Origin of the sequence: Paenibacillus sp. FSL R7-0189, assembly GCF_037969925.1 — a bacterium.
Taxonomy (GTDB): Bacteria; Bacillota; Bacilli; order Paenibacillales; family Paenibacillaceae; genus Paenibacillus_AQ; species Paenibacillus_AQ odorifer.
Genome location: NZ_CP150223.1, coordinates 4,334,625 through 4,360,129, shown reverse-complemented (window position 1 = coordinate 4,360,129; position 25,505 = coordinate 4,334,625). Strand labels below are relative to the sequence as shown.

16 protein-coding genes are annotated in these 25,505 nt (G+C 46.2%); 4 read left to right on the top strand and 12 right to left on the bottom strand.

The window, feature by feature from the left end:
- Window positions 1-101 precede the first annotated feature (101 nt).
- The 6 genes from MKY63_RS18865 to MKY63_RS18840 are packed head-to-tail and all read right to left on the bottom strand — an operon-like array spanning window position 102 to window position 7,356.
- Entirely contained in the window at window positions 102-1,907 is a 1,806-nt protein-coding gene (locus MKY63_RS18865) for a glycoside hydrolase family 20 zincin-like fold domain-containing protein (protein ID WP_339809592.1), read from the bottom strand.
- Between the two features lie 26 nt (window positions 1,908-1,933).
- Window positions 1,934-3,094 carry an amidohydrolase family protein gene (locus tag MKY63_RS18860; protein ID WP_339809590.1) on the bottom strand — a complete coding sequence of 387 codons (1,161 nt, stop codon included), beginning with the start codon at window positions 3,092-3,094 and terminating at the stop codon, window positions 1,934-1,936.
- On the bottom strand, window positions 3,091-3,867 hold the full coding sequence (locus MKY63_RS18855) for a glucosamine-6-phosphate deaminase (protein ID WP_339809587.1): 777 nt from the start codon (window positions 3,865-3,867) through the stop codon (window positions 3,091-3,093). The genes MKY63_RS18860 and MKY63_RS18855 overlap by 4 nt, the downstream gene beginning before the upstream one ends.
- A 46-nt stretch (window positions 3,868-3,913) precedes the next feature.
- Complete coding sequence (locus MKY63_RS18850; protein ID WP_339809584.1) at window positions 3,914-5,476, bottom strand: extracellular solute-binding protein; 1,563 nt, start codon at window positions 5,474-5,476, stop codon at window positions 3,914-3,916.
- Window positions 5,477-5,520: 44 nt separating this feature from the next.
- Complete coding sequence (locus MKY63_RS18845; RefSeq protein ID WP_036683160.1) at window positions 5,521-6,390, bottom strand: carbohydrate ABC transporter permease; 870 nt, start codon at window positions 6,388-6,390, stop codon at window positions 5,521-5,523.
- 15 nt (window positions 6,391-6,405) lie between these two features.
- Window positions 6,406-7,356, bottom strand: a complete 951-nt coding sequence (locus MKY63_RS18840; protein ID WP_051491278.1) for an ABC transporter permease subunit — start codon at window positions 7,354-7,356, stop codon at window positions 6,406-6,408.
- Window positions 7,357-7,649: 293 nt separating this feature from the next.
- On the opposite strand from MKY63_RS18840, the gene MKY63_RS18835 reads away from it, so the two are divergent.
- Window positions 7,650-9,938 (top strand): AraC family transcriptional regulator, encoded by a 2,289-nt coding sequence (locus MKY63_RS18835; protein ID WP_339809581.1) that lies wholly within the window; start codon window positions 7,650-7,652, stop codon window positions 9,936-9,938.
- A gap of 75 nt (window positions 9,939-10,013) precedes the next feature.
- Here MKY63_RS18835 and MKY63_RS18830 read toward each other — a convergent pair whose 3' ends face one another.
- From MKY63_RS18830 to MKY63_RS18810, 5 genes are all read right to left on the bottom strand, one after another.
- Window positions 10,014-12,017, bottom strand: a complete 2,004-nt coding sequence (locus MKY63_RS18830) for a beta-galactosidase (RefSeq protein WP_339809579.1) — start codon at window positions 12,015-12,017, stop codon at window positions 10,014-10,016.
- A gap of 26 nt (window positions 12,018-12,043) precedes the next feature.
- Window positions 12,044-13,486 (bottom strand): family 43 glycosylhydrolase, encoded by a 1,443-nt coding sequence (locus MKY63_RS18825; protein ID WP_339809577.1) that lies wholly within the window; start codon window positions 13,484-13,486, stop codon window positions 12,044-12,046.
- Between the two features lie 86 nt (window positions 13,487-13,572).
- Window positions 13,573-15,246, bottom strand: a complete 1,674-nt coding sequence (locus tag MKY63_RS18820) for a hypothetical protein (protein ID WP_076100980.1) — start codon at window positions 15,244-15,246, stop codon at window positions 13,573-13,575.
- Between the two features lie 41 nt (window positions 15,247-15,287).
- Complete coding sequence (locus MKY63_RS18815) at window positions 15,288-16,163, bottom strand: carbohydrate ABC transporter permease (RefSeq protein WP_036683169.1); 876 nt, start codon at window positions 16,161-16,163, stop codon at window positions 15,288-15,290.
- Between the two features lie 36 nt (window positions 16,164-16,199).
- A complete protein-coding gene (locus MKY63_RS18810) occupies window positions 16,200-17,084 on the bottom strand; it encodes an ABC transporter permease subunit (protein WP_036683235.1) in 885 nt (294 codons plus the stop codon).
- Between the two features lie 300 nt (window positions 17,085-17,384).
- Between MKY63_RS18810 and MKY63_RS18805 the strand changes: the two genes are divergently transcribed.
- From MKY63_RS18805 to MKY63_RS18795, 3 genes are all read left to right on the top strand, one after another.
- Window positions 17,385-19,115, top strand: coding sequence for a histidine kinase (locus tag MKY63_RS18805; RefSeq protein WP_076219545.1), 1,731 nt, complete (start codon window positions 17,385-17,387; stop codon window positions 19,113-19,115).
- Window positions 19,096-20,451: a response regulator gene (locus MKY63_RS18800; RefSeq protein ID WP_339809573.1), complete on the top strand. Its 1,356-nt coding sequence runs from the start codon at window positions 19,096-19,098 to the stop codon at window positions 20,449-20,451. Before MKY63_RS18805 ends, MKY63_RS18800 begins: the two co-directional genes overlap by 20 nt.
- 75 nt (window positions 20,452-20,526) lie before the next feature.
- Window positions 20,527-21,405 (top strand): AraC family transcriptional regulator, encoded by an 879-nt coding sequence (locus tag MKY63_RS18795; RefSeq protein ID WP_036683178.1) that lies wholly within the window; start codon window positions 20,527-20,529, stop codon window positions 21,403-21,405.
- A gap of 1,735 nt (window positions 21,406-23,140) precedes the next feature.
- Here MKY63_RS18795 and MKY63_RS18790 read toward each other — a convergent pair.
- Window positions 23,141-25,330 carry an alpha-galactosidase gene (locus MKY63_RS18790; RefSeq protein WP_339809571.1) on the bottom strand — a complete coding sequence of 730 codons (2,190 nt, stop codon included), beginning with the start codon at window positions 25,328-25,330 and terminating at the stop codon, window positions 23,141-23,143.
- Window positions 25,331-25,505 lie beyond the last annotated feature (175 nt).

Genomic DNA, 25,505 nt, shown 5'->3' with positions numbered 1-25,505 from the left:
TTCCTGACTATGTTTCAATATACATTTTTATCCAGATAAGAATAACAAAAGACCGCACAGCTACCCGCTTACACGGTAGCCGTACGATCTTTTCAAAACCTTTATTCAGCCTGACCAAACCCCAGCTCACGGTATAATGTCTGCTCCAGATAATCGTGAAGATAGAACCGGGATTTCACAAAATGCTCCGCCATATCGGATGGCTGGTAACGCTCCAAAACCGCTTTCATGCGAGGCAAAACGTTCTCACGTCCACGGCGATTTCTCATGTAATTGTTCAGCAGCGAATGCCATTCCGCATCGTCTCCCGGATAGAGCTCCCAGCGGTAGACATATTTGTGGATCGCCCGCGAACGGTCCGTCGCCGCTTCAAAATCATGCATAATGGCAATCAGCTCTGCTTCATCCTTATGATCCTTCACCTTGTCCAGCAGCTTCCAGATAACATCATAATAATCTTCCAGCTGATAATTCCCGAGCTGAGCATGACCTGTTCTAGGATCAATGCCATGAAACCGCTCCATGAATCGATCGATAAATGTTGAGGCGTCCGCTTTGCGGTTCCAGGCCAAATCGGCGTGCAGCAGCATCGGATACCACGTTGTCTCGAAGATACCATAAGGAACGCCAAGGCTGAACGGCCCCGTCCAGTTCGTGGCGACGATGCAACCGAGGTCCAGCTTCTCCGCTGTCTCCGCCCATTGGAGCAGATTATCCGTCCGGTTCAATAGTACCGGATAATTCTGATGTTCAGCCCAGTCAAAGCTGCGAACCGCCGGTGCTCCCATAACCTCGATACCTAGTGACCTGAATTTATCCGCAAGAGAGGAAACCTCAGCTTCGATATTACGTCCGTTGTATATCCAGATCATCGCCGCACTCCGCTTATCCAGCTTTGCCAGTTCTTCCGGCGGGCATTTGTCCAGCATGTCATGCCAGAAAATCGCTTTTTTACCACGGCTGGCTGTAAATTCAATCAAAGTGTTCAAAAAAGCGATAAACGCCCGCTCCCGTACCCCTCCGAACAACGTTTTACAGCGTTCGCATTCACATAAGCTGTACACCTCGTCGCAGCCGAGGTGAATATAACGGGAATCAGGATGGGCATCCATCATCCCCTGTAACAGATCGGTAATCAGCTCGAAGGATTCCGGATGCGACGGGCAGATCTCCCCGAGGGATAACTCCGTTTCGCGCAAGTGCCGCCAGGTGTCGTGGCGGAGCACATACTCCAGATGCCCAAAACTCTGCTGCAGCGGAATGATCTCAATAAAATTTTCATGGGCTGTGCGTTTCAGCTCCTCTAGCTGTGTGAGGCTTAATGAATGCTGTGGATGCACGAATTCCGGGTACTTCTGGAACGGGAATTTATCTTCGTATTCAATCAGAACCGCATTCGTTTTATACCGGGCAAAATCCGCCAAATACGATAGCAGCAGCTCTGGCTTGGAAAATGTCTGGCGAAGATCAAAGTTCATCGCCCGCAAAGTAGTGTCAGGCCAGTCCGCGATAGACACGGCAGGAACTTCCCCTACTGACTTACGCAGTTGTAGTAACGTTTGCAGCCCGTAAAACAGACCCAGCGCATCCAGTGCACGGATTACCACCCGGCGCTCCGACACCTCCAGCCTGTACCCTTCCGCCCGGCCGTTAAGCAATTTCAGATCCACTTCATCTGGCTGTGCTCCTTCCGTTTCTGGCTGCGAGAGACTCTGAAGAATAAGTGAATATCCTTTTCCCGAGATAACATGTGTACATTCCAGCTCCGGAAACGAGCGGCGGCAATGAACCACCAGTCTCGGATCATGCCGCTCCATGTAGAGGCTCAGACTTACACCCTCGCTGAACAGAAAAGCTTCGCCCTCTTTCACTTGGATCTGCTTCGGTTGCGGTATCAAGCTCTGCATCGTTCTCCTCCTAATCTTTGCTGTAATTAATTACTGCAAGCCCTGCTATGACCCTTTTTCCAGCATTCCAGCACGGTAAGTGTCCTGTCTTCATAGCAGAAGCTCACGAGATCGGCAGGCGCTCCAGCCCTTAGCCCTATCGCCTGTTCCAGCCCCAGCAGTGTGGCCGGATGAGCAGAAGCACAATCCCAGGCTTCATCCAGCCGGGCTAATCCAGCCTCCGCAAGATAGGCTACCTGATCTGGAAGCATCATGGCGGAACCTGCAAGCAGCTGCTGATTGCCAGCCAGATGCAGCCGCCCTTCTGCTGTTAATACAACCTCTCCACCAATGTGCAGGTGATAAGTTCCCGGCGGCATTCCGCTCAGTGATACAGCATCGCTGACCAAGATGGTGCGGCTGCGCTTCATCCGTAGGATTACTTTCAACAGAGCAGGTGGTAAATGTTGGCCATCTGCAATCATACAGCCGTATAGTTCATCCGCCGCCAGCTGCTCCCACAAATAGTTGGGATGACGGGGCAGCGTCAGATGTGTGCCATTGCCGAGATGCGTAGACATCACCGCTCCTGCGGCAACCGCCTCCCTTATCTGTTCGGGAGAAGCTGCTGTATGCCCGATGGAAACAAGGATGCCTGATTCGCTGCACCGGGCGATAAATGCAGCGGCGTTTGGCCATTCCGGGGAGACGGTGAGGATACGGATAAGCCCTTCAGCCGCTTCCTGCCAGCGGCACAACATATCCCAATCCGGCGGGCCAATATGTTCCCTTGAATGGGCGCCGCGTGGACCCTCTTCTGCTGATAGAAAAGGACCTTCCAGATGAATTCCTACAATCCCCCCAGCATCTTCCGGATACAGCGAAGCGGCTTCCGCAATGGCGGAGACCGCTTGAGCCAGCGCTTCTTTGCCATTAGTAATCAGAGTTGGACAATAGCTGGTTACCCCGTTTCCTAGCAGAAGTCGGGACAGTTCCAATACCGTAGCAGGCTGCAAAGGCAACGTGTTGAGATCCAGCCCCCAACCCCCGTTCACTTGCAGATCCACCAACCCGGGTGCCAGCCAGGGCCAATCGGCCATGGCTGGACTCTCCGCAAGTTCGGTGACCGAAGTGATTTGCCCGTGCTCGACACTCACCTCAACCGGCAGCCCAGTCTTGTAGTGCTTTCCTTTAATTGACACGTTCATAGGCCGAAGGCAGCCCGATCCGTGAACATCGTGATCTCCGGATGGGTTCGCAGAATAGTAGCTGGACATGCCGTGCTGATCGAATCATGGAGCGCCGCCTGTAAAGCATTGCGTTTGGACACCCCAGGAACAATTCCGTACAGGTGACGGCCAGCCAGCAAGGCTGGTACCGTAAGCGTCAGCGCATGGGTTGGCACCTCGTCCAGCCCGGTAAAACAACCGTCATTCACCTGCTGGCGGCGGCAGGCTTCCTCCAGTTCGACTGCTTTGACCAACTGCGGGTCGGTAAAATTAGCAACTGGCGGATCATTAAACGCGATATGCCCGTTTTCCCCGATCCCGAGGCAAACGATATCAATAGGAGCCTCGCTCAACAGGGCCGAATATCTCTGGCATTCCTGCACCACATCAGCGAGACCATCCAGCAGTTCTACCCGGCCAGGGTTAACCCGACTATATAGCCGATCTGTCAAAAAACGGCCGAAACGCTGGGGAGCCGAAGCCGCAAGGCCAATGTATTCATCCATATGAAAAGCATTGACCCGGGACCAATCAATTCCCTGCTCCCGCACCAGCCCCTCGTAAAGTTCATTTTGCGAAGGTGCGGCAGCAAACACGATTCGGACCTGACGCGCGGAATCTTGAAGCAAAGTTCTAATTTTCTGCGCAACCTGCGATGCCGCCGCAGCGCCCATTAGGCTACGATCTTCATAAACCTGAACGGACATCTGCTCTACTTTGTGTGTCTCTAACGGTTTAATGATGTCATTCATCCCGTTCATCCTTTCCGGGCAACTATTGTCCTTGGCACCAGACAGATTAATTCCCGTTTAACTGAATGTTCTGAACACGCTCGTAAGCTTCCTTATAAGTGCTCAACAACTTATCCACGCCGAGATTGTTCATCTCCTCCACATATTTGTCCCAGTCGGCCAGCTTTCGGGAGCCGGTTACAAACTTGGCAAAGCTTTCATCGCGGTGTTTTTGGATCGCCTGGCCGGTAATCGCAATAATTTCATTCTCTTTCTCCGTAAATGCAGGACGCGGCTGCATCATGGACGGATCATATTTCGTTGCTTCTTCAAAGGCATACTTCAAATTGTCTGAGAACAACGACAGATGTGAGCCAAAGTCGATCCATGTGTACGTTCCGCTAGTCTGAAGTCCTGTCTGCTTCCGCATTTCGATCACATCGTTGTACTCTGGTTTGAACTTAATCGTGTCGCCTTCCTTCACATACGTCTCGCCCTCCACGCCCCAGCTGCTGAGCGTACGTCCCTCTTCGGAATAGAAAAAGTCCATATAGCTCATCACATCATCGATGTTCTTTGAGGTTGATGCCACGGTTAGGCCACCTTCCATATAATGAAAATACGGGTTCAGTTGCTTGCCGCCGGCAATGCCCGCTGGAGGAGCCATAAACTGCATGTTGAAGTCCGGATTTTCTTGCTGCATCGCATTGTTGAAAAAATCGATCCGGCTGATGTAATCAATGGTCACAAACGATTTGCCCGTGGACACCATGTCCTGCCATTGCTTAGTTTGCAGAGATAGAAAGTCAGGCGGAATCAGCCCTTCGTCATAAAATATTTTCCACATGCCAACCATTTCCTTGTAACTATCTTCCGTAGGCCCAAAAAGCCACTCTTTTTTATCAAAATCATAATAAGCCCCTTCACCTGTCCCGTAATTCACAGTCATATTGGCATTCATTTCATCAGGAATTTGACCGTAACGGATCGAGAGCGGATAGCTGTCCGGATATTTCGCCTTCAAGGTTTTTAGAGCTGTATGCAGCTCCTCATATGTGGCTGGTGCCTGGATTCCTTCTTTGTCAAAAATGTCTTTACGGTATAACCAGATCATGCGATTCGTCTCGCCAAAGCCCTGATTCGGGAACATATACATTTTGCCATCAGCAGACAGTGCAGCCTTCGCTTCCTCTGGATACTGCTTTACCCAGGCGGTCAGATTCGGCATTTTGTCCATATACTCCATCAAATCCACCAACGCACCCTGTTGCCCGAATTTATTCGATTCTTTGCGGTTAGGCATATACATCAGATCCGGCATTGCCTTCGAGGCAATCGCCAGGTTCAAGCTCTCTTCAAGCTTCCCTGAAGGGGTCTGCACCTCGAGTGTGACACCGGTTTTCTCCTTCAGCCAGCTCCAAATGGGCCAGCTTTTCGAATAAGGGAACGTAGCATTGTTGTCTAAGAGCGCAGTGAAGGTTTTTTCCGTTTTGGACGAATCAGTAGGTGAAGCGGTACTGCTGCCCTGAGTATTACTCTGCGGCGAGGTGTCATTGCCCCCTCCGCTGCAGCCAGTTACTACGGTTGCTGCAATTACCAGTGGCAGCAGTACAGATTTCCATTTGTTCATTACGATCTCTCCCTTATTCTGAATTTGTGACGGTTCCACCCACCTCAGCCTTTAACCGCGCCAATCATGGCCCCCTTAACGAAATACTTCTGCACAAATGGATACACAATCAGAATCGGAAGCGTCGAGACCATAATCGTCGCGTACTTCAGCGATTCTTCTATCACCATGTTGTCACCTCCAATGCTAGTAACATCTCCCGAGCTAGCACTGCCAGCCAGCACCAGATTGCGCAGCAGCACTTGCAGCGGGAACAAATCCGGTGAGCGCAAGTAGAGCAGCGGGTAAATAAAGTTATTCCACATGCCAACCGCGTAAAAGAGTGCTATGGTGGCGAAGGAAGCCTTGGAAAGCGGAACAATAATACGGATAAATATGCCGATATCATTCAGTCCGTCGATGCGGCCTGACTCCTCCAGCTCTTTAGGAATGCCGGAGAAAAAGGTCCGCATCAGAATCAGATTCCAAGTGCTAACCGCCCCCGGCAGCACCATGCCCCATACGGTATCGACCAGATCCAGGGAGCGAACCACGAGGAACGTAGGAATCATCCCTCCACTGAAAAACATCGTCACCACAATCAACAGGGTGAAGCTCTTGCGCAGCGCCATATCACTGCGTGAGAGTGCATAGGCACCCGTGGAGGTGACCACCAACGAGATAAAGGTGCCAAGCACGGTGTAAATGAGTGTATTTTTGTAAGCCACCCAGATTTGCGAATCTCCGAGTACAAGCTTATACATATTCAGGTTAAAACCCTTAGGCCAGAAAGAAACTGTATTCTTCATGACATGCACATCACTACTGAGAGAGACAGCGAGCATATGCAGGAACGGATAAAGCGTGACCACCACAACCACGAGAAGGATAAAAGTGCTCACGACATTAAACCAGGATAAACGGGGTGATCTCATCACCACACCTCTTTTCTACCATAAACTTGTCTCGCTTACACGACGGCTGATGTAATTTGCTGTATAGATGAAGATCAAGCTAATCACGCCCATGAAGAGATCAATAGAAGCGCCATAGCTGAAGTTCCCCTGCACCATACCCACCCTATAGACATAAGTACTGATAATATCCGCTGTGTCGTAGATCGCCGGGTTCTGCATCAGGAACACCTTCTCGAAGCCAATCTCGAGCACTTTACCGATATTAAGAATCAAGGTGATCACGATGGCGGGTGAAATGCCGGGCAAGGTGACATGCCATATTTTACGCATGCGGCTGGCTCCGTCCATATCAGCAGCTTCATACAGCTGCGGGTCGATAGCGGTCAACGCGGCCAAGTAGATAATGGTCTCCCAGCCGATATGCTGCCAGATCTCCGACAGGACATAAATACCGCGGAACAATCCAGGTTCGTTCATGAAATTGATCGGTCCAATCCCTATGGCACCAAGCAGATTATTAATCAGCCCTCCGGTTGGGGATAAAAACATGATCACCATACTGGCTACAATGACATTTGAGATAAAATGCGGAAGATAGCTGACGGTCTGCACAACACGTTTGAAAGCAGCCTTGCGCACCTCATTAAGCAGAATCGCCAGTAGAATTGGTGCCGGGAAGCCGAAAAACAGCTTATATAAACCAAGCAGAAAAGTATTTTTCATCAGCGGCCAAAAATCGGGATTCTCAATAAACATCCTGTAATATTTGAGTCCCACCCAATCGCTGGCCCAAATTCCTTTAAAAAGATTGTAATCCTTGAAAGTGATAACTAATCCAAACATCGGTGCATAGCGGAAGATCAAATAATACAACAGGCACGGCAGGAACAGCAGCCAGAGCGCCTTGTTTTTATTCCACGTTCGAAGGATTCCCGCTTTGTGGCGTTGAGGTCGTTGGGGTCGCCGGTGCACTTTCTTTCGCATTTTGTCCTGCACTACGCTAGCTTGAGCCATATGCATGTCTCCTCTTGTTAAAATGATCATAAATCATATAGATGTCAGATTACTTCCCCCTTTTTTCTGGGATTTATCTCCGAATTATAGCTGCATTTCTTTGGAAAGCGCTATCTACATGTTATATAACATTTCGCCTTAACTGCGGATTTCCATAGAATAGCGTACAAATCAGCAAAATTGCATATTGTTGGTGTTAGCTTTTTGCCGCTATGATAGAATTAATCCAATTCATTTACGGGTGCATCCAAAGGGGGCTACATATGAAGGGATCCGTTACAGGCAAATTTGCGCTGAATGCCCTGTTCGTTAAGCTGATGCTAAGCTTCCTCAGTGTCATCTTGATTTTGGCATCATTTAATCTGTTCTCCCATCTGTATTTAAGTGGAAAAATCTATAAGGAGATGATCCGTCAAAATGAGCTTGGACTCGCACAAACGGTCGAAGGCTACGAAAATCATTTCCGGTTGACCCAGAACATGATTCTTGCCCTCACCCAATCCGATTCATGGACCGCCAATCTGGGCATTTTAAGCCACCTCAAAGAGAACCGTCGATATGATATCCCGGCAGAAGTGACATCGGATCTCTCAACTTTGTATGCTAATCCTTTTCTGCATATCGAAAATTTCATTCTTTATTTTAAAAAGGAAAATTATGTACTGGAGAGGGAGGGCCTAAGCAGCGCCGCAGATATGTTCGGTAAATACTACTTCAGTGCAGAATACCCTCCGGAGTACTGGAGCCGGCAAACGATGGACAATCAATTTTTAAAAGTCATGCCCGCCGTAACCTTTACCGAGAAAACTATACATTCCACCCGTACGCTCGGAAGGTTAATGCCAGTGCTGGTCAAAGCGATTCCTTATGAGGAAGTGTATGGGATTGTCATGCTGAATCCGCAGCTGATGCAGGATACCTACGGTGATGCCGGCAATACCCCATTCTATATTCTGGATGCACAAGATAATTTATTGTTCTCTACATCAGATGTTAAACTGCAAACAAGCCAGCTTCCGGAAAGTAGCAATGCCCATGAGCGGGTCGGAGATCAATATTACTTCTATGAAAAAGGTAAACAAACCGGATTCACCTATATCCGAGTGACCGAGGTGGCGGCTATTGCCGCGGAAATGCGTGGTATGCAGCTATTGCTGGCTGTGTTACTCTCTGCGGCAGTACTGATCAGTGTTCTCTCATCCCTGATCTTCAGCCATCGGCTTAACCAGCCGCTCCAGCGCCTGATTGGTGCCTTGGACCGTAAAGCGGGCAGCCGGCCAGAAAAATTGAGCAGTGTGAAGGAATTCGCCATTATCGGCGACCGCCTGAGCTCCATTTTGGAGAATAACCGATTCATCCAGACCGATCTTGATCATAAGAACTCACTGGTACGCCAATATGCCTACACTCATAAAGTGAAAAATATCCCGCTGAGTAAAAGTCTTGCGGAGCTTGAAGATGTCCGGCAATCCGAACTACCCTATGCCTCCATTCTGTTCAAGGTCAGCTTCAAAACCTTGCCGGACGAATTTGAGAAACACACACTGATGTTATGGAAACTAATCCAAACCTTGATCACCGGAGGTGAAAGCGACAGCGTCGCACTCCAGCCGGAGCAGGATCAGCTCTTGCTGCTCCTGTTCAACCCCGGACCGCAGAGCAGTTTTCTGCAGGCTCTTGATACACTGAAAGAACTGCTGGATTCGGAGACATCCTTATACCTGACTATTGCTGTAAGTCCGGTATATTCAGGCGAAACCTCATTTACCGATGCCTACAATAATCTATCGATGTTGTTAAATGAGCGTAGATTGAACGGGGAAACACAAATTATCGTAGAACCTAGAGCCTCGTCCGCCAAATCCTTTCATTTAAAGGTGACCCACGGAGAGGAGCTGCACAATCTGCTGCAGTCTGGCAATGAGGAGGCTGTATTCGTTTGGCTGGATCGTCAGCTGGAGCAGCTGCAGCACAAGGACGCAGCGGCGGCGGATTTTCGGGCATTTGCCTTGGGAGCAGCGGAACAGACGAGCAAAACGGTGACGAAGCTGAATCTGCCCCAAGCGGAAGCGGAGCGTCTCTTACCACCCCGACTAGAGCCATTTAACGCTTTCCACTCAATGGATCAATACAAGGAATGGCTGCGTGATCTGGTTCGTCCTGTGCTCGTGGTCATCAGTAACCGCTCGGAGTCGCGCGACCCCATTATCAGCTTTGTGCTGGATTACTTAGACAAACATTACGGCGAGGACATCAACCTCAACCTAGTAGCAGACAAGTTGAATTTAACTCCAGGTTACCTGTCCAGCATTTTTAAAGAGAAAACAAACATCAACTTCAGTGAATATCTGAACAATCTGCGGATTGAGCGGGCCAAAGAGCTGCTAATGAATCTGGAACTGCGGATTCAGGATATCGCGCTTCAGGTTGGTTATCAGAACGTAAATTCCTTCATCCGTATGTTCAAACGTTGTGCCGGAATAACTCCGGGGGAATACCGCAAGCGCTATTCCCGTGATGATTCACTCCCCTCCTCCGGCCTTGGCTTATAAAGGGGCTACATTGCAGAGGAGAGGACAAAAAAGGCCCCCATTGGCTAGGGGCCTTTTTGTTGTAAAGATTTGCAATCAGAATCCCGTTTTCGGAATCTCTATTGGCACAATATTATAGGGTGCTGTCCTCCCCGTCCGCACCTGATACATCTGGTCATGGGCCTTTTTCGCTGCTTGCACGAAAGGTTCATATGGACGGTTGCAGACATCCACTACGCCGATTTGATAGTTTTCTCCGTCATAACGTCCAAGCACAGGCTGATCATTCCATTGAAAATAATGAACTCCGATCAGCTGCGGGATGGCTGCCCCCTGCTCTACATAATAACGGTAAGCTTCACCGCGCTCCTTCTGAGTTGCCACCGCACGGATCCCATAAGCCAACATGCCGCCTTCAGCCGCACCAAAATGATATTCCCCAATCATGACTGGTTTGTTCAGTCGTCCGCTGATCTGGGCGATCTGTTCCTTGTCAGGACTGAACTGATAGCAATTCATAGAGAATACATCAAACCATTCGCAGCCCTCCAGCACTTCATCACTGCCAACCCAGGCATAACGCATTCCCAAATTCAGATGATTCGGATCCGTCTGCTTGCAAAGACGGGCTGGCACTTCTACATACCGCCGGATCATGATCCGGTTGAACAGGTTATAATCCACTTCTCGGGCAGAAGTGAGATTATCCCCGGTTACATTCACATTCGATACATCGTATAAATCCTCGAATTCTTCAAAAACGCTATCCCACGCCATGTTTAATTGCTCCACTGTTTTGTACTTTCCTGCAAGGCAGCGAATGAATTCCTTCTTACTGGCATAACGGACCGGAGATTTCAGCATCTGCCCGGTCAAATTCAACCCATCCACGAATGCCCAATGCGGCTCATTGCGCATGAAATAACCGACCATTCTCTGGTCTTCCCTTAATGGAAGAAGCTGCTCCGCAAAGCTCCCGGCATTCCGCTCATACTCCGGGCTAAACACATCCGGGAAGTCCCGGAAAATAGATTGCTCCGTCATAGGAAAGTCCACTAGAGGATAAACATACGGAAGCTGAGATTCCTTAATGAAAAGATCATTGGACCAGTTACCGATGGTGTTGAATCCCCATTGTTGTAAGCGGAAATTCGTCATAGCCACCCAGTTAGAACGCCACTCCGCCCCAAAAGCAGTGATCAGATTAGCAATCTCGAAGCTGAATTCCTCGCCATCCTGTGACCAAGCTTCTTGATAGATTCCTTCCCGCTCCGGCAACGAGGGTATCAAGTGTTCCATGCCAGTTACATGCATAGAACAGGCTGGACCCACACAGTCCATCCCCGTACTAAACAGGGCATAACCCTCTGGATCAACGAACCACCAGCGGCTGCCGTCAAACTCCGTGCGGAAATATCCAGTTTCCGCAAATCTTAGCGCCCTACAACCCCCGTACCTGCTGAGGTCACCTCCACTGTGATCAACTTGTGCCGCAAGTTGCCGCTCTGCGCGCAGCCGTTCCGTCAACGCTTCTGCATCAACCGTTTTCCCTGGCCAATCCCTTCCCTTTAATTGGCCCAGATCATCTATATATGGTTGCTGTTCATACTCAAAGGCAGGCTCAGTTAAACTTAGAGCCAAGCCACTAATTTGCACAGCTCTACTTGTTGTTGAAGGGAGAGTAGCGATAGAGAATCGGGTGATATGCTTGCGATCGATGCCTGCATCTCCCCGCAGTACTGTCTGCATCACACCCGGATAACGGGGAAGGAACAACTTCTCCCCATTTAAATGAATCAAGGGTAAACAAATTTTCGTACGCACACCAGGTAAAATTCCTACATGATAAGTAATGACGCGATGATCCCGATCATAAAAACTGAATAACAGCACCAGAACATCATGGCTTTCATGGTAAACCTCCGCATTAACGAAACCATAATCGCACCAAGCGGCGGATTCCAGCTGCCCTGGCTGAAGCTCAAATCCACCACCTTCTGGTGTAGTGATTAACTGAAACGCCTCAGAGGAAGTCGCAGTAAGTTGTGTATGAGGGGCACTTTTAAACCATTCCATAGGGAAGGAGACAGATAAACTCATCGGTATACCTCTTTTCTCTAAACTGTTTACCTTACTGAAATCAGTTGAAAAAGCTGCGGGTCTGCACCTATACGGGGATCATGGCAGCGTTTGGATTCAAGAAACACACAACCCCAGCCCCCATGCTGTTCTCCTGCTACGGTAAGAACTCTTCCGTCATTGCTCCCAATAGTCAGTGAACCTGCTTCTGTCTCTGTAAGCAACCATATAAACTGATCTTCGTTGTCCCGAATAGGCTCCAGCAGCAAGGAATTCAACGGGCCAATAGATAAGACCTTTACATTGTTTCGAATTCTTGCCCTGCCCTTCTCCCCGTATTCAACCGTCCATCTCTGCTGCTGATCTTCATACGAAATCGTACGGACTTCGACGTTCAGGGTCTCCTCATGTTCAATAGATTGATTTCCCGCCGCCAGATAAAGCCCCATTCCTAAGCTTTTCAATCTGAACAGACCACTACCAGAGCCGCATTCCACAGCTACGATTCCCTTCCTAAGGTCAATCACGGTTCGCTCTGCCCAGTCAAGCTTCATTTCCCGGTCAAGCTTCATTTCCCGGTCAGAAGGAAAGCTGAGCGGCAGAAATACATAGGAAGAGGCATAATAATCCGCAGGGTCCCAGCGATCCCCAACATACAGGTAGGAGCACTGGTCATTGTCTGTTCCTACAATAGGAACTATAAAAGCAGGCTGGCTGTCGTATGTAGTGATGTCGCCCAAAGGCAGCAAGGGTGACCAACGACCAAATAATTCCTCGGACCAGGCATAGGTTCCTTGGTTAGGCAACCAGCCCGTACAGGCGGACGAGATGAGGAAATATACACCCTGACGTTTCATTAATGCAGGTGCTTCACGCGCTTGTCCGGGCCACAAGGTCTTGACCTGTTCTTCTATGCTGAGGTAATCAGGTGACAGACGATACATAATAAGATCAGCATTTTCCCTTGCCGCGGAGATAAAATAAGCCGTCCCATCGTCATCCTGGAACAAGGTGCAGTCACGAGACATGTTACCTATCGGATTAAAGCTGCCCCGGTAAACATAATCCCCATCTACCGTCCCGCAATCAGCGATCGCGCAGCGCGCATCAGAGTAGTCGCGTCCATTTTCCCAATGCATCCACATAACAAATCTCCCTGTAAGTTTGTTGTAAAGTACTTTTGGGCGCTCAATTACCGCACCCGTTTGGCGACCCTCCCTGTCCAAGGGTTCAAGCTCTAATGTGGTGCGATGATAAATCGGCTGTACCGGTGAATCGAGTGTGAGCACATCATTGCGCCATTCCCAATTCACTAGATCCACAGATCGGTAGCAGCTTACTCTCCGCCGATCCATCCGGTTCTCACCAAACCAGTAATAATATCCATCCGTATAGAGCATATGTCCACCATGTGCATGTACAGGATTTCCGCTCATATCCAGAAGTGGAGCGCTATTTAGTAGGGTGACTGTATTCGCGTTTCCGTCCATGATTATCCTCCAGAGGATCAGATTTTTATACAAAAAAGCAGGTTCGGCCAAGGATGACCTTAACTGAACCTGCTGTTCTTGCGAACTTATTTCAATCCCATCTGAGACATCACATCCACCTTGCTAGCATTGTTATACCATTCGTTGATTTCTTCGGAAATTTTCGTACCGCCTTTGTCATGCCATTGCTTCACGAAGTCATCGTACGCAGTTAGCGGCTCTTTACTGTAAATAATTTTGGTGAAGGTTTCCTTTTCCATCGTATTCAGTTGTTCCCAGGTTGTCTGCATAGTCTTGGTAGGAGGACCGTTAAATGCATTTGGAAGCAGCGACTCTCTATTCTCATAGGAAATCACATATCCCTCTTTGGCTGTTTCATCATTTGAAGCCGATCTGATCAAGACCCCATTCTCGGCTTTTGCACCTTTGGAAAGATCATAAAAAGATTTACCTGGACCATCAACACTAGGTGTATTTTTGGTAAAAGCCATTTTCCCTACACCTTGAGCGGCATCCAAAGGAGTGTTGAATTTTTTTGAATCGAATACCACTTCATCGCCTACGATGTCATAATCATATCCCTGAGCATAACCATATTTGAAATCTCCGGTACCAAATGCTGCATCGTAAAGCTTGTCATAATACAAGAAGAAAGCTTCCATATTGTTGAAGTCTTTATTAAACATAAAGACACCATCGTTCTGTTGACCGGATTGGTAGGTTCGATCCCCACTTACACCGTTGATTGTTGGGTAAGCTTTGATTTTAGCCCCTTTTACGTTAGTTTCCACATCTTTAACACTGCCGTACAGCCAAGGACGGCCAATAATAATCCCTGCTTTACCTTCAGTGAAATCCGCCAGTGCATCCCATGCACCCTGTGTAGCCAACTCTTTATTTAAATACCCTTTCGAGTACCAATCGCGTAGTTTAGCTAACGCATCTTTTGTCCCATCAGCGACGGAACCGTAAGTGAGTTTACCATTGTCGTTATACCATTGGCCGGGGAGACTCTTCCCTGTATAAGCACTAAAAATCATTACAGAGTCGCTTACCCAGCCCGTGTTGTATGAATCTTTTCCCGAGAAATCAAATCCATAAGTATCATTTTTTCCGTTACCGTCCGGATCATCATTCGTAAAGGCAGCGATAACCTGTTCAAATTCATCTATATTTGTTGGCGCTTTTAAATTTAATTTATCTAACCAATCTTGACGGATAAGCATAACTTCACCTTCAGTAAGATTGGGCGAAATCGCCATCCCATAAACCTTGCCATTCTGGATAACCGGGTTGAACGTTGTTGGATATTGTTTATATATTTCTTTCAGACGCTCAGGCATGTATTTGTTTATGTCTTCCGCAATATCTTTTACAAGTCCTGATTGAATCAAATCATTTTCTAGTGAGGTGTCATACACTGGCAAAACATCTGGGAGCTTCTCGGAACCAGTGAGCGCTAAACGAAGTTTCGTATTATATTGGGAGGCATCACCGCCCAAAAGAGTAGTTTGGATGTTAATCCCTAGATTCTCGACACCCCAGCGGGTCAACACATTATCATTTAAGCTCTCCCCGTTGATATATTTACCGGCATTCTCATCTTGTTGCTTGGCGATGTTGATAGTAATAGGAGGATCGTATTTGCCGTCTTTGAGAACCGCTTCTGCCGCATTAGATTCTTTACCGTTTGAGCCGCAGCCCGCTAGCAATCCTGCCATCAATACTGTAGTCGTTATTAAGGCCCCTGTTTTTTTCATCAATAAGCTCCTTTGAATTTAAGTTTTATATGTTGGTCACGTTATTCTTTTACAGCACCCAGAACGATGCCTTTGACAAAGTACTTCTGTAGAAATGGGTACACAAGGATAATGGGCAGTGTGCTAATAAAAATTTGCGCAGCTTTGATACTCTGTTCTGACAACGCGGCTGCTTCTGATTGACTAAGTGCCATACTCTGCGCTGAACCTTGTACAACTACAGTCTGTAAGAATGAAGCTAACGGATAGTCCGTTGTATTCGACATATACAAAATCCCATCAAACCATGCGTTCCAGCTCCCTACCATGATAAACAATCCGACGGTTGCTAGACCGGGAAGGGAAAGTGGAAGATAGATTTTCCGGAAAATGACGAAGAACGAAGCCCCATCGATAAATGCCGCCTCTTCAAGCGCCTTAGGGATTGTTTTAAAGAAATTCATAATCAGAATCAAATTGTAAGCTCCGAAGGCACCGGGAAGAACGAGCGACCAGATCGTATCCTTGAGCCCAAGTTTCGTAACCAATATATAAGAAGGAATCAATCCACCGGAAAACAACATCGTGAATATAAAAATCCACATTAAAGCATTACGCCCACGGAAATCTTTGGACAAGGCATACCCTGCCGTTGTAATAATAAACATGCTAATTAACGTCCCCAGCACCGTCCGGACCACTGAGATTCTCATGGAGCCTGTAAAATTCGTGTTTTTAAAAGTTTTCACATAGGCTTCGATATTAAAGTCCACCGGCCAAAAGGATACCAAATTCCCATTTACCGCTGTCTTACTGCTAAATGATTGTGCTAGCAAATGAAGCATAGGCAATAAACACGATAAGGCTACTAGAATCAGGAGGATATGATTGAAAATCGAAAATATCCTATATCCCTTGGATTTATAATACACTCCCATTCCTCCTAACTGTTTTGAAAGCTTAACAACTTCGACTTAAAATATTTTGTAGTTAGCTACCTTGTAAGCAATTCGATAGGAAATTACGATTAAAATGAAACTGATGCCAGATTTAAACAACCCAACAGCGGTACCAAAACCGTATTGGCCATTCAATAAGGATGACCGGTAAACATAAGTATCGATGATATCTCCCGTACTATATACGAGTGGATTGTATAAGTTAAAGATTTGGTCAAATCCTGCATCCAAAATATTTCCAAGGCTTAACGTCGCAATTACGATGATCATCGGCATCATACTCGGTAAGGTAACATGTCGTATTTGTTGGCGGCGTGACGCGCCGTCTATCTCGGCGGCCTCATAATAAGAAGGGTCGATCCCTGTGATCACCGCTAAGTAAACAATCATGCCAAATCCGAAGTTTTTCCATAAATCACTGATGATGATCGTCGGTCTGAACAGCGTAGGATCGCCCAAAAAGAAAATGGGTTTTAGTCCGAGGAAATTCGTAAGAAAATGATTTATGCCCCCGTCAAGACCCAGGATATCAATCATGATTCCGGCAACGGTTACCCAAGAGAGGAAATGCGGTAAATAGACCAAGGTTTGAATACTCTTTTTAATCCCCATGTTTCTAATCTCGCTTAGCAGAATCGCCATAAAGATAGGAACGATAATTCCCACTATAATTTTGATTACAGCAATAATGAGGGTGTTGATAATAGATTGTGTCGCCTCTTTATATTGAAAGATTCTTGCGAAGTTATCCCAACCAATCCAAGTTGAACCTGTAATTCCAAGCCAGGGCTTGTAATCCTGAAAGGCCATCACTAATCCGACCATAGGACCGTAGGCAAAAATTAGAACGAATACCAAAGCTGGGATACATAAAACATACAATGGCCAATTTTTTTTGATTTCCTTTTTCCAAGGATTTTTTCTGCTTTTTTTAACGTTGGCTTTCTCACTCCATTTGAGCTGGGTATTCATTATCTGTGCTATTGTGCTTACCCCCTTTTACATTCTTGGCTGCTAATTTCTTTCTGGTTTAATGTTAACAAAAGCGCTTTCATTCGAAAATGTCTCAAATTAAATATCATAACCACTCGCTAAACATCTTTATAAACGCTTTCATTTTGCGAGAGCTCTTCCCTTTTTCTTTTGGAATATATGGCTTATGATGAATTCACACGAGTCCTAGCGACAGGAGTAATGCTTATGATTAAAAAAGTAAATATGAAACGATTCATATATTTTTTCGTTTTTTTCCTTTTACTGACCTTAAGTTTGTTTTTCGTAATGAACTCCCTAGGTTCCAAAACCATTCAAGAGAGCTTGGTTAACTCCTCCAAAAATCAGCTAGCTTATACGGAAAGCATACTGGATGGCATCATCTCTGAGGCAAGTTTGTATGGCATCCAATATACAGCCGACACCTCCGTACGTTTCTATCAAAGCAAAATACAAGAGATGAACAATTACGATGCCCAGATGAAAAAAAACGATATCTATGACCGCATATCAGCACCACTTCTCTCCAGTCAGGCGATTGAATCTATCGGTATCTACTGGAAATCGGACGGCACTTTTATTTTTACGGGTCATGATTCGCTTGCCAAACAGCCCTTTCAGAAGGTCACGCAGCGAGGCTGGCAGATTGTTAATAATAATTTGTATTATTTTTCAATCTACCCTTATATTCATGAGCCTAAGAATCCTGCCAATATTCAATACATTGTGGGCGTTAAGCTGAAAAAGGAGTATTTAACAAGTCTTTTAGAAAAAGCAGTGAGTGGCGGTGAGAGCTCCAATGCCTTTTTGCTTGTGAACAAGAGTTTGATGATTAGCAATAAAGCGGTGGATATTCGAATCGAGGAAAAAGCCAAGGAGACGATAACACCCAATGCACATGAAATTCTAAAGTTTGACTATCATATCAACGATGACGATTATTATGTTTTATCAAAGTATATTGAGCCGATTGATACGTATCTAGTTACCTATACGCGAATGAGTGATTTTTTGAATCCGCTTAACCGGAATAAACAGGTGTTTTTTGTCAGCATCTTAATGATCTTGATCATTGGCCTTATCGTGATTTTTATGTTCTATCGAAACTATTATCGCAATGTATATCTGCTCGACAAGAAATTCTACCAAGTGGAACAAGGGAATTACAGCACCAGAATTAGTGAGAACCCGGACAATCAATTTTATAGTCTATTTAAAAGCTTTAACCACATGGTCGCCAAAATACAGGCTTTATTCGCTTCATTAAAAATAGAAACCGAGCTGCGCAGAAACGCGGAAGTGAAACAGCTGCAGGCTCAGATCAATCCACATTTTCTTTACAATAATCTGTTTTTCATTATGGCTGTGGCAAAAACTTCACCGGAAGCCGTAATGCAAATGAGCAAACATTTAGCAGAGTACTATCGTTATTTAACAAAAATGAATTCAGATAATGTTACGTTGGCTTCTGAATTGCAGCTTGCCGATCATTTTTTATCCATCATGTCACTTTCCAAAAAAATAAATTATGAAATCAACCTGCCCCCTGAACTGGGAGAGCATCTGATTATGCCACTGATTATCCAGCCTATGGTCGAGAACGCGATTCAGCATGGGATTGAAGAACAGCAAGGGGCTTATCGCGTTACTATAGATGTAAAAGAACTTGATACTGGAGCGTTAATTATTGTTGCCGATGACGGTAAGGGGCTTACTGCTGAGGAAATACACCAGCTAATGGCCAGACTTGAGAATGAATCCCCCCCTGAAGGATCAAGAGGAATTGGTCTTTGGAACATTCATCATCGCCTCAAAAATGCTTATGGTGAATTAAGCGGGCTGCGGTTCTTCATCAATGACTGGGGCGGTTTATCCGTGCTGGCATTCATAGATTTCTCGCTGGATGAAGGAGGTCAATATGCGATTATTGATAGTTGATGACGGGCATTACATCGTTGAATATTTAAAACACCTGCTGGATTGGAACAAATTTGGGATTGAGCATATTGAGACGACAACAAATTCGATTGAAGCCAAGGAGCTATTGAATCAGAATCATATAGATATTCTTATTACAGATATTCGTATGCCCGAGGTATCCGGCATTGATTTACTGCATCATGTTCATGAAAAAAAGCTCAAAACCAAGGTGATTTTTCTTTCCGGTTATTCTCAATTTGATTATGCACAGCAAGCCATCCGTCTGGGCGCTTTGGATTATTTACTCAAGCCGGTAGATAAAGAGGATATGGAAAAAGCCATGAGTCAAGTTATTAAGAGTATCGCTGAGAAACCCTCAAAAACCCCAGTGGCAGAGAAAAAGATAGATGGGCTAGGTTACCTGCTTTCTGTCATTAGCGAATCTTCCCCAATACGTAATGATTACAGTACATTCGATTCTACCTTCCGGAATGAGCATTTTTGCTTTTTTCATGTCTCAGGGGCTAGTGGGAAAGATGAAATGATGTTAAAAGATCATAATGGTGGACGAGACTTTATTTGGACCACTCCATCAGCCATTACTGGAATTATTCCAGAATCAAATATCGAAACTGTGGCAAGCAGCGTCGATTCCATTTCTTTTTCCGAGCCGTTTGAATTTTCTCAAAAGCATGCTGTTCGGCATATTTTTTATCATTTCTTTTTTAATGAAAATATAGGTACCAGTGACTTTACTATGCTGCATGACTCTAGTGCTCTCCCTAAATTAGAGCTTGGAGAATGGGAGCAAACCAGAAAAAACATTTTAAAAAACTTTGCCAAGCTCACTGTCAAAAAACAAAAGCTCCTCTACCTGCTCGAATTCATTAATTTGCTGTATTCCACAACCGCTAAAATACAATCAGCTGAGGCCGCAGACTGGATTTTCAATCAATTATCAGAGCCAAATACGGCTCTTCAATCCATCTTGCAGAGCCTCACCCAATTAGATAGAAGCGCTAAATTTTCCAATCAAAATATTGTTCATACCATTCAAGCCTATATCTCCAATCATATTAGTGAATGCTTGAGCCTGGAGGACTTAGGGAAAATTGTTCACCTCCATCCTGTTTACCTGTCCAAATTTTATAAGCAGGAGACGGGCGAAAATTTATCGAGCTACATTTCTTCTAAACGCTTGGAAAAGGCCTCCAAGTTATTGATCGATTCCAACTTACATGTGCTCGATATTTCACATCTAGTCGGCTACAAAAAGCCACAATATTTCATTAAGCTGTTCAAAGATCAGTATGGCATTACGCCTTATCAATATCGAAGACAGCAGATTAAATGAAACAAAAATTGAACAGATCAGCAAAAAAGTTTACACTTTGAATGAAGTAACGAACCATGGAAAGGAAACCTGCTAATGTTGCGCTCCTCCTACACCATTCGCTCGGAAGAACAAGCTTCTATGCTTCTGTTTGATTCAATTGGCTGGGAACAAGCCGAGACTCCGGCATATTCATTCAACGGCCAGAACCGGACGGAGAGAAGTTGTGTTATTTTTCAGTACACCTTATCTGGAGAGGGTAGAATTGAAATAGACGGGGTTGTTCACCCATTAACGAAGGGCAAAGCTTTCCTAGTGACTGTCCCCAGTATACACAGATATTATTATCCGGAGGAAGGTACAGAGCCTTGGGAATTTATTTGGCTGAATGTACGAGGACCTCTAGCTATTTCACTCTGGAACCAGCTGATCGCACATGGCGGTCCCATTATAGAACTCCCTCAGGAATCGGTTCCGATGGATTTATTGTGGAGTATGTTCAAGGACATACAGGTTGATGAGGAAAGAGATTTGCATTTTCTAACGGGGAAAACCTTTCAGTGGATATTGTCCATGGAGAAATACCTCAAGAAACCGAATTTGTTAACCACCTATATAAAAAATGACAAACTTCATGCTGCTATACAATTTATGAAAAATGATCTGCACAATAATAACCTTAGCTTAGACGATGTCGCCGCACATGTTGGAATTTCCAAACATCATCTTTGCAGGCTATTTCAAAAAAACATCAATCTCTCGCCTTTTGAGTATTTAAGAAGGAGACGGATCGAGCTGGCAGCATCTATGCTGAAAACAACAGATCAGACGATCTACCAGATCGCTGTGGACACCGGGTTTGACAATGCCAGCTATTTCGGCAAAGTCTTTCGTTCCTATTTTGGAGTCAGCCCCTCCACTTACCGTGAGCAGGATCTGGAGTTCCTGTCCAAACATGTGTTTTTTGAAAATTGATGTTGCTCGGCATAACCGTTCGGCTTCGATAGAGCTGAGTGGCATGCGTGGCGTGCTAATTCGGGGCCGGTGGATGCAAGTAGTAACCATTCAGATTTGGTAGCGCCAACTCAAAACCATCCCCCACCGCTTTCGGACTCAGATGACGCTATTTGCTAATTTTTCGCCTTTTGAGCACAGTTTCGGACTCCAGTGCAGCTATTCCTTCGAAAGAGGTGCATATTAGGTACTTTTCGAGCCAATAGCGACTATGCGGTCCGATAAAACTCCAAATGTGTGGAAAGAGAGCGGTTAGCGGCATTTGAGTCCGATAGCACCTACTCGCAACCATCCCCCGACGCTTTCGGACCTCAATGACGCTATTTGCCAATTTTTCGTCTTTTGAGCACAGTTTCGGACTCCAGTGCAGCTATTCCTTCGAAAGAGGTGCATATTAGGTACTTTTCGGGCCAATAGCGACTATGCGGTCCGATAAAACACCAAATGTGTGAAAAGGCTGCGGTTAGCGGCATATGAGTCCGATAGCACTGTGTTGGACGGGTAAGCAACTTGCATGTCGTACTAGTTCGCGTGCAGCAGTCCCCGGCTAGGTAAGCATCTTGTTAAACACCCTAATTCGCGTCCGAAAGCACCGAGTCCCCCCTCCACCGCCGCTTTCGGACTCAGATGACGCTATTTGCCAATTTTTCGCCTTTTAAGCACAGTTTCGGACTCCAGTGCAGCTATTCCTTCGAAAGTTGTGCATGTTAGGTACTTTTCGAGCCAATAGCGACTATGCGGTCCGATAAAACTCCAAATGTGTGAAAAGACTGCGCTTAGCGGCATTTGAGTCCGATAGCACTGTGTTGGCTGGGTAAGCAACTTACATGGTGCACCAATTCGCGTACGCTAGCCCACGGCTAGGGAAGCATCTTGTTAAACACCCTAATTCGCGTACGGCAGCACCGAGTCACAACCATCCCCCGACGCTTTCGGACTCAGATGACGCTATTTGCCAATTTTTTGTCTTTTGAGCACAGTTTCGGACTCCAGTGCAGCTATTCCTTCGAAAGAGGTGCATATTAGGTACTTTTCGGGCCAATAGCGACTATGCGGTCCGATAAAACACCAAATGTGTGAAAAGGCTGCGGTTAGCGGCATATGAGTCCGATAGCACTGTGTTGGACGGGTAAGCAACTTGCATGTCGTACTAGTTCGCGTGCAGCAGTCCCCGGCTAGGTAAGCATCTTGTTAAACACCCTAATTCGCGTCCGAAAGCACCGAGTCCCCCCTCCACCGCCACTTTCGGACCCCAATGACGCTATTTGCCAATTTTCCGCCTTTTGAGCATAGTTTCGGACTCCAGTGCAGCTATTCCTTCGAAAGAGGTACATATTAGGTACTTTTCGAGTCAATAGCGACTATGCGGTCCGATAAAACTCCAAATGTGTGGAAAGAGAGCGGTTAGCGGCATTTGAGTCCGATAGCACTGTGTTGGCTGGGTAAGCAACTTACATGGTGCACCAATTTGAGCCCGCCGGCTTCAGTATAAACAATCAGCTCCAGTGGCGCCAAGCTACTTGCAAGTAGCACTAATTCACGTCTGGTAGTCCCCGGCCAAGTAAGCATATCTCGCAAAGCGCCTCATCCAATAACAGCTTCGGGCGCGCAGCTAGTCACAAAAGAACTCAAAAAAGGAGAAAAAAAAGGAAGGTGCCCAGCAGCCAATGGCTTTCGGGGCACCCTCCTTTTTTGATTAAACTTCTCTAAGCACGAAAAGTAGGCTTCTGAAATCGCCCTCGAGCTGTGGAATCGTGAGTCCGAAGTGCATCAGCTCATCCCCTCTGTATACTCCGCCGTTAAGCTCAAGCTTATACGATTTTGCAGGGTCGAGTCCTTTCAGACGTAATCTGCGCAACGGTGGATTAGGCCCGGCCAGAACTTGGAAGTAGGTGGCGAAGGCTTCTTTTTTATCAGCGGAAACAAACATCCATGCCGTCTCGTTTCCTTCAAAAGGACTAAGCAGTCGATAGAAATCACCGTACTGAATCAGCATTCTCAGTTCCTTGTACTCCGAAACCTGCTTGCGGATATCCTCGCGTTCAGCTTCAGTAAGCTTGGTCAAATCCAGCTCGTAGCCGAAATTACCCGACATCGCGACATGACCACGTGTCTCCAAAGGAGTAATACGATGTACCTGATGGTTAGGAACAGCCGACACATGCGCACCCATTGAACTCGCAGGATACACCATACTTGTTCCGTATTGGATCTTCAATCTTTCCACTGCATCCGTATCATCGCTAGTCCAGGTCTGTGGCATATAATACAGCATCCCCGGATCAAATCGTCCGCCACCACCAGAGCAGCTTTCGAACAAAATATGAGGGAAACGGGAAACGATACGTTCCAGCACATCATAAAGTCCAAGGATATAACGGTGTGCCGTTTCGCGTTGACGTTCGGCTGGAAGAAGCGCTGATCCAATCTCCGTCATATTCCGGTTCATATCCCATTTCACATAAGTAATCGGAGCGGATGATAATACCGAGCTAACTGACTCGACGATATAATCACATACATCCTTGCGGGATAAATCCAGCACTAGCTGCTGGCGGGCTAATGAACTTTTATGCCCAGGTACATGGAGACACCAGTCTGGATGTTCACGGTAAAGATCACTTTCAGGCGATACCATTTCTGGCTCGAACCATAATCCGAATTCCATGCCCATTGCCGTGATATCTTCGCCTAGCTTTCCAAGACCTTCAGGCAGCTTGCGACGATCCTCTACCCAATCTCCCAGGGAGCTGTCGTCGTTATCACGTTTGCCGAACCAGCCGTCATCCAGCACGAACAGCTCCAGGCCTAGCTCTTTGCCTGCTTTAGCAATTTCTTTGATTTTATCCGCATTAAAATTAAAATAAGTCGCTTCCCAGTTGTTGATCAGAATAGGACGCTTGCTATCGCGGAATTCACCTCTGCATAATCGGGTCCGATACAGACGGTGATAGGTTCTCGATAATCCACCAAGCCCTTCACTGGATCTTACCAATACGGCTTCTGGAGCCTGAAAGGATTCGCCCGGTTCAAGCAACCACTGAAAGTTAAAAGGTTGAATACCGATCCCTACTCTGGAAATTCCGTATTGATCCACTTCTGCTTGGGCAAGGAAACTTCCGCTATACACAAGGCTGAACCCGTAAACTTCGCCATGATCCTCTGTTGCATCTTTTGCAAGCAAGGCCATAAAAGGATTCTGCTGATGGCTGCTGGAGCCGCGTTTGCTGTCAATCCGCTGGATGCCAGGAACGAGTGGTCTTTTGTGAATATGGCGTTCTCTAGTCCAAGTACCGGATAATTGCAGCATGTCATAGTCAGAATCATGGAAGTCAACATTCGCGCTTAATACTCTTTTCAGAACCAGATTGTCCTTACCCAGATTCTCAATCCGCACGGAACGTGTTATAACATCCTGATTGTTAAATACGGTATAGCTCAAGGCAGCGATCAATCCTGTTTTATCATCTTGCAGTACAATTTCCAAGGTCTCTGCTTCTTCATCACTTTCAACATAAGTAGCAGGCAGACCCTTGAGTGCAGGTTTTCCTTTATTAATGGTGTGGCTCTTATAACGGAAATCCGTTACGGTCGTGCCATCTACTAGGTGAACCTCAAGTGCCGGCTCGCGGAAATCACCGTTTCCATAAGAAGGGAATTCGCTTGGCAAGGTGTCGAGGGAGATATTCTTATCCTCCTGCAAATAAGTTGGACTAAAAGAGCAACGTTCCACCAAATTCAACGGATGTTGAAATTCTCTCCCTGCCAATTTTGGGCCCCAGTAGACATGCGCTGGAATAACACCTTTGATCAATTCAATAATATAGCTGGATTTCTCAGACTGTAAATGAAACACCTTGCGGTTGTCATCATAATAAATACCCATAATATGTTTGCACTCTCCTTAAGGTAGCTCAATAGAACGTTTATTGTTTGTAATTAATGCTTCTTCGAAGTCTATTTTAGAGTGAAATGGAAGGGTATACAATCTTAATATCTATACCTATTATAGTAAAATATTGATCTAGCTATACGCAGGATCTAAACCACTAGAATATATA

Coding starts and splice junctions, on each gene's coding strand:
- MKY63_RS18865 (WP_339809592.1), bottom strand. CDS start 1,907: ATGCAGAGCTTGATACCGCAACCGAAGCAGATCCAAGTGAAAGAGGGC.
- MKY63_RS18860 (WP_339809590.1), bottom strand. CDS start 3,094: ATGAACGTGTCAATTAAAGGAAAGCACTACAAGACTGGGCTGCCGGTT.
- MKY63_RS18855 (WP_339809587.1), bottom strand. CDS start 3,867: ATGAATGACATCATTAAACCGTTAGAGACACACAAAGTAGAGCAGATG.
- MKY63_RS18850 (WP_339809584.1), bottom strand. CDS start 5,476: ATGAACAAATGGAAATCTGTACTGCTGCCACTGGTAATTGCAGCAACC.
- MKY63_RS18845 (WP_036683160.1), bottom strand. CDS start 6,390: ATGAGATCACCCCGTTTATCCTGGTTTAATGTCGTGAGCACTTTTATC.
- MKY63_RS18840 (WP_051491278.1), bottom strand. CDS start 7,356: ATGCGAAAGAAAGTGCACCGGCGACCCCAACGACCTCAACGCCACAAA.
- MKY63_RS18835 (WP_339809581.1), top strand. CDS start 7,650: ATGAAGGGATCCGTTACAGGCAAATTTGCGCTGAATGCCCTGTTCGTT.
- MKY63_RS18830 (WP_339809579.1), bottom strand. CDS start 12,017: ATGAGTTTATCTGTCTCCTTCCCTATGGAATGGTTTAAAAGTGCCCCT.
- MKY63_RS18825 (WP_339809577.1), bottom strand. CDS start 13,486: ATGGACGGAAACGCGAATACAGTCACCCTACTAAATAGCGCTCCACTT.
- MKY63_RS18820 (WP_076100980.1), bottom strand. CDS start 15,246: ATGAAAAAAACAGGGGCCTTAATAACGACTACAGTATTGATGGCAGGA.
- MKY63_RS18815 (WP_036683169.1), bottom strand. CDS start 16,163: ATGGGAGTGTATTATAAATCCAAGGGATATAGGATATTTTCGATTTTC.
- MKY63_RS18805 (WP_076219545.1), top strand. CDS start 17,385: ATGATTAAAAAAGTAAATATGAAACGATTCATATATTTTTTCGTTTTT.
- MKY63_RS18800 (WP_339809573.1), top strand. CDS start 19,096: ATGCGATTATTGATAGTTGATGACGGGCATTACATCGTTGAATATTTA.
- MKY63_RS18795 (WP_036683178.1), top strand. CDS start 20,527: ATGTTGCGCTCCTCCTACACCATTCGCTCGGAAGAACAAGCTTCTATG.
- MKY63_RS18790 (WP_339809571.1), bottom strand. CDS start 25,330: ATGGGTATTTATTATGATGACAACCGCAAGGTGTTTCATTTACAGTCT.